4 protein-coding genes are annotated in these 5102 nt (G+C 46.5%); 3 read left to right on the forward strand and 1 reads right to left on the reverse strand.

Annotation, left to right across the window (positions count from 1 at the left end):
- Positions 1–141: 141 nt before the first annotated feature.
- A complete protein-coding gene (locus tag RH85_RS05640; RefSeq protein WP_006711241.1) occupies positions 142–1455 on the reverse strand; it encodes an anaerobic C4-dicarboxylate transporter family protein in 1314 nt (437 codons plus the stop codon).
- Between the two features lie 360 nt (positions 1456–1815).
- Here RH85_RS05640 and rsxA point away from each other — a divergent pair, with 360 nt between their 5' ends.
- The 3 genes from rsxA to rsxC are packed head-to-tail and all read left to right on the forward strand — an operon-like array spanning position 1816 to position 4987.
- Complete coding sequence (gene rsxA, locus RH85_RS05645; protein ID WP_006711242.1) at positions 1816–2397, forward strand: electron transport complex subunit RsxA; 582 nt, start codon at positions 1816–1818, stop codon at positions 2395–2397.
- Positions 2397–2981 carry an electron transport complex subunit RsxB gene (gene rsxB, locus RH85_RS05650; RefSeq protein WP_006711243.1) on the forward strand — a complete coding sequence of 195 codons (585 nt, stop codon included), beginning with the start codon at positions 2397–2399 and terminating at the stop codon, positions 2979–2981. The genes rsxA and rsxB overlap by 1 nt, the downstream gene beginning before the upstream one ends.
- Positions 2982–2989: 8 nt before the next feature.
- The gene (gene rsxC, locus RH85_RS05655) at positions 2990–4987 is read left to right on the forward strand and encodes an electron transport complex subunit RsxC (RefSeq protein WP_006711244.1); all 1998 of its coding nucleotides are present in this window, start codon (positions 2990–2992) and stop codon (positions 4985–4987) included.
- Positions 4988–5102: the final 115 nt, after the last annotated feature.

Below are 5102 nucleotides of genomic sequence, written 5' to 3' on the forward strand. Positions count from 1 at the left end.
GCTCAACCTCACGGTTGAGTCTTTTTCGTTTCTGACTCCGATGTTTTCTCTAAGCAATTCATCTAACGGCTCAAAACAAAAAAGACGCCCGAAAGCGTCTTTATTTATTCGTCAGTTATCGCGCAAAAAAGCCTTGCGTAACTACAGTACAAAACCTGCAAATACAAAACCAAAGATAATACTAAATACCATGCTCAATAGGCCTGGAATCATAAAACTGTGGTTAAAGATATATTTACCAATTTTGGTGGTACCGGTACGGTCAAAGTCAATCGAAGCGATGATTGGGCCGTAGTTAGGAATAAAGAAGTAACCGTTTACTGCCACAAACGTTGCAATAATCACTTCCGTTGGCAGCCCAAGCATAATGCCCACTGGCACCAATACCGCCGTCGTTGCACCTTGGCTGTTTACCATCACTGACAAACCAAATAGAGCAAAAGCGAAAGTCCATGGCGCAACTTCTACCATGCCTGATACCGCTTCTTTCACCATCAGATCGTGGCCGGCGATGAACGTGTCGCCCAACCATGCAATACCAAAGATCGCCACAATAGCGCGCATACCTGCATGGAATACCGAACCTTGTGTGATTTCATTGCCATCCGGCTTACAGATAAGAATGATCAATGCGCCAATCGCCAACATGATGATTTCAATCGTATGCGCCATGCCCATCGGAGAACCATCAAAGTTAGGGCGTAGGAATGGGAATGCGCCCATGATAACCACAGCAAGGGCACCAAATAGGAATAGGCCAACCGCTGTTTTTGCTTGAGGTTTAATCACAAGCTCATCAACTTGCACTTCCGCTTCCATTTCTTTACGGAATGCAGGATCTTGCATACGACGCTGATATTCTGGATCATCTTTAAGCTCTTTACCCAGCTTGTTAACGATCAAACACGCCGCCGCCAAACCAAGGAAAGTCCCTGGGATTGTTACCATTAGTACATCAGCAAGTGTAATGCCTTGTGGTTCAAGGAACGCAACCAAAGCAACAACCGCTGCCGCAATTGGGCTTGCTACGATTGCAAACTGAGAAGCAATAACCGCCATACCAAGTGGGCGTTCAGGACGAATACCACTACGACGACTCACTTCTGCGATCACTGGTAATACTGAATAAGCTACGTGGCCAGTACCTGCAAGGAAAGTAAAGGTGTACGTCACTAAAGGGGCAATAAAGGTAATGTGACGTGGGTTTTTGCGTAAAATATTAGACGCAATTTTGATTAAGTAATCCAAGCCACCTGAAGCTTGCATCGCTGCTGCTGCGGCTACTACAGCCATAATCATCAGCATTACGTCAATCGGTGGACTGGTTGGTTTCAAGCCAAAGCCAAAGCTCAAAATAGCCAAACCTACCCCGCCTAATACGCCAAGGCCGATCCCGCCAATGCGAGCACCAATTAAAATACATCCTAGAACAATAAAAAATTCAATAAAAAACACATCAAACTCCTTGATGACAACGTTTAATAGACTGAGTGAATAATATGCTCTTTATAGCGGCAATTATTCGTGCAATGTCACAGTTGAAATAGGCAAAAATTATCACGTTGCAAAACTGTTCAGCGTATCGCGATATCAACCCCAAGCTGTTACCGCCTTGTAATCGTTAAGCAACAGAAGCATGTACACTTGGTGACGCTTTAATCACAAACTGCTCATTGGTGAAAACAACGGCAAACCAAACTACGACATTTTTGCGTATAATTTTTAGTCAAGAGTGTAAAACCTTAGCTTTCCTTGGTTGTTATTGGCTGAGCAAAGCAGGATAATGTCGGGATCGGAATTTCTTAAATAAATACTATGACCGAATATCTTTTGTTGTTAGTCGGCACTGTGCTCGTCAACAACTTTGTACTGGTGAAGTTTTTAGGCCTGTGTCCATTTATGGGCGTGTCAAAAAAACTCGAAACCGCAATTGGGATGGGATTAGCCACAACGTTTGTGCTAACCCTTGCTTCTGTGTGCGCCTATCTTGTCGAAAGCTACGTGTTAGTGCCTTTAGAACTGCAATATTTACGCACGATGAGTTTTATTCTCGTGATTGCGGTCGTGGTTCAATTCACTGAAATGGTGGTGCATAAGACCAGCCCAACGCTCTATCGCTTGTTAGGTATCTTCTTACCACTTATCACAACCAACTGTGCGGTTTTGGGTGTGGCGTTGCTCAATATCAACGAAAACCACAACTTCATCCAATCCATCATTTACGGATTTGGCGCTGCTGTTGGTTTTTCTTTGGTGTTAATTCTATTCGCTTCAATGCGTGAGCGTATTACCGCCGCTGATGTCCCAACGCCATTCAAAGGTGCATCGATTGCGATGATCACAGCCGGACTCATGTCCCTTGCCTTTATGGGCTTTACAGGATTGGTGAAGCTGTAATGGACTCAATTTTAATTGCGGTTATTGCGATCGCGGTGCTGGCTGCAGTGTTCGGCGCTATCCTTGGTTTTGCTTCTATTCGTTTTAAAGTGGAAGCCGACCCAATCGTTGATCAAATCGATGAAATTTTACCGCAGACTCAATGTGGTCAATGTGGCTACCCAGGCTGCCGCCCTTATGCCCAAGCGATCGCCAATGGCGATGCCATCAATAAGTGCCCTCCGGGTGGTCAAGCTACGATCGAAAAGCTCGCTGGCCTGATGGGCGTAGAAGCAACTGAATCCGCTCACGATTTAGACAACGCGGTGAAAACCGTAGCCTTTATTCATGAAGACATGTGTATCGGTTGTACTAAGTGTATTCAAGCTTGTCCGGTCGATGCGATCGTTGGTGGAACAAAAGCTCTGCACACGGTGATTAAGGATGAATGTACCGGTTGTGACCTCTGCGTTGCACCATGTCCAACGGATTGTATTGAAATGATCCCTGTAGAAACCACTACAGCGAATTGGAAGTGGCAATTAAACGCCATTCCTGTTGTTGATATTACCCATTCTGCCGATGTGCAGAATCGCGTGAATTAAGGACTGGCATGTTGTCATTAATCAAACAAATCAAAACAGGCGCACTGTGGGACTTTCCTGGTGGTGTGCATCCTGTTGAAAACAAGCAACAATCATTAAAGACCGCGCTAGAGCGAGCTTCAATCGCCCAAGAAATTGTTTTACCGATCAAACAACACATCGGTAAACCGGGCAACCTCATTGTTTCCGTCGGTGAACGTGTTCTAAAAGGTCAACCTCTAACCAAGTATGACATGAGCTTTATGCTGCCGGTGCACGCACCAACGTCCGGCACCATTACTGCTATCGAACCTCGTACCACGGCACACCCTTCAGGATTGAGTGAAACTTGTATCGTGATCAAACCGGACTTCAAAGAAGAATGGGTTGAACGTAAAGCGATTGAAAACTTCAGTGAAAAAACACCGGAAGCGCTGATTGAAGTTATCCGCCAAGCGGGTGTTTCCGGAATGGGCGGCGCAGGTTTCCCAACCGCGAAGAAAATTCAAGCGGGTCTTGGCCGCACCGAAATTTTAATCATCAACGCAGCGGAGTGTGAACCCTACATTACTGCCGATGATATTTTGATGCAGCAATACGCCGATGCCATTATTCAAGGTATTGAGATTGTTGAACACATCCTCAAGCCAAAACTGACCATTATTGGTATAGAAGATAACAAGCCAAAAGCGATCAAAGCGCTCGAAGTTGCTGCTCAGCACAAAGATATTGTGATTCGAGTGATCCCGACGAAATACCCGTCAGGCGGTGAAAAGCAGTTGATCAAAGTACTGACGAACAAAGAAGTACCAAACAACGGAATCCCAGCTGATATTGGTTTGTTAGTCCAGAACGTTGGCTCTCTCTATGCCATTCAACGTGCCGTCTGTCATGGTGAACCACTGATCGAACGTATTGTCACCTTAACCGGCAATACCTTTAAACAACCAAAAAACATTTGGACTTTAATCGGTACCCCTGTGCAAGCCTTGTTGGATGAATTCGGCTACAAAGCCGATCGTAAACAGCCGCGCTTAATCATGGGTGGTCCTATGATGGGTTTTACTCTGCCGCACTCCAATGTACCGGTAACCAAAACGTCTAACTGTATTTTGGCCCCAACGCGACGCGAAATTGTCTCAGATCAGCATGAAATGGCTTGTATCCGTTGTGGTGCTTGTGCAGAAGCGTGCCCAGCATCACTGCTACCACAGCAATTGCAATGGTATGCCAAAGCGCAAGATTTTGATAAATGCGAAGAGCTAAACATTAAAGATTGTATTGAATGTGGCGCCTGTGCCTTTGTTTGCCCAAGCGAAATTCCTTTAGTTCAATACTATCGCCAAGCGAAAGCTGAAATACGAACCCGTAAAGAAGAAGCGGATTCAGCCGAGCGTGCTCGCCAACGCTTTGAGCACAAAAAAGAACGTCTTGAACGTGATAAAGCTGAGCGTGAAAACCGCTTTAAGAAAGCGGCAGATGATCGTCGCCAAGAAATGAAATCGACCGGTGGCGATGACGCAATTGCAGCTGCGATTGCGCGAGTCAAAGCTCAAAAAGCACAATCAGACAACACAGAAGCGGAAGTGAAACCTGCTGTTGCTGCGGCAATTGCTCGAGCGAAAGCCAAGCAAGCGCAAGCCATGCAACAAGGCCAAGCTGAACCTGACAATAGTGAAATGGCTAAGTTGCGTGAAGAGCGTAAACGTCAGGCTCGCGAACGCAAGGCTGAACAAGAGCGCAATGCCGTCAGTGAACCAAGCGCAGAGAACAGCGATAAACCACAAGCAGGCGATAAGCAAAGTGCGGTCGCTGCTGCTATTGCCCGAGCAAAAGCCAAGAAAGCACAACAAGCAGCAACACCAGCAACTGAACCTGCTGATGCTCCCGTTACTGGCGATGTGAAAAAAGCCGCCGTTGCCGCTGCCATTGCTCGCGCCAAAGCACGTAAATCAGAGCAAGCTACTGCGCCTGTTGAAGCAGACGACGCGACAACTCCAGCGGAAGTAAAAGCTGACGTTTACTGATCCGTCGAGTGCAGGCGACGCAAAGAAAGCCGCTGTTGCCGCTGCTATTGCTCGTGCCAAAGCACGTAAATCAGAGCAAGCTACTGCGCCTGTTGAAGCCGACGACGCGACTAAC

The sequence above is a fragment of the Vibrio ichthyoenteri ATCC 700023 genome (genome assembly GCF_000222605.1).
Classification (GTDB): domain Bacteria; phylum Pseudomonadota; class Gammaproteobacteria; order Enterobacterales; family Vibrionaceae; genus Vibrio; species Vibrio ichthyoenteri.

Bases quoted from the DNA above. Each gene is read 5' to 3' on its own strand.
- rsxA (WP_006711242.1), top strand. From the start codon at position 1,816: ATGACCGAATATCTTTTGTTGTTAGTCGGCACTGTGCTCGTCAACAAC.
- rsxB (WP_006711243.1), top strand. From the start codon at position 2,397: ATGGACTCAATTTTAATTGCGGTTATTGCGATCGCGGTGCTGGCTGCA.
- rsxC (WP_006711244.1), top strand. From the start codon at position 2,990: ATGTTGTCATTAATCAAACAAATCAAAACAGGCGCACTGTGGGACTTT.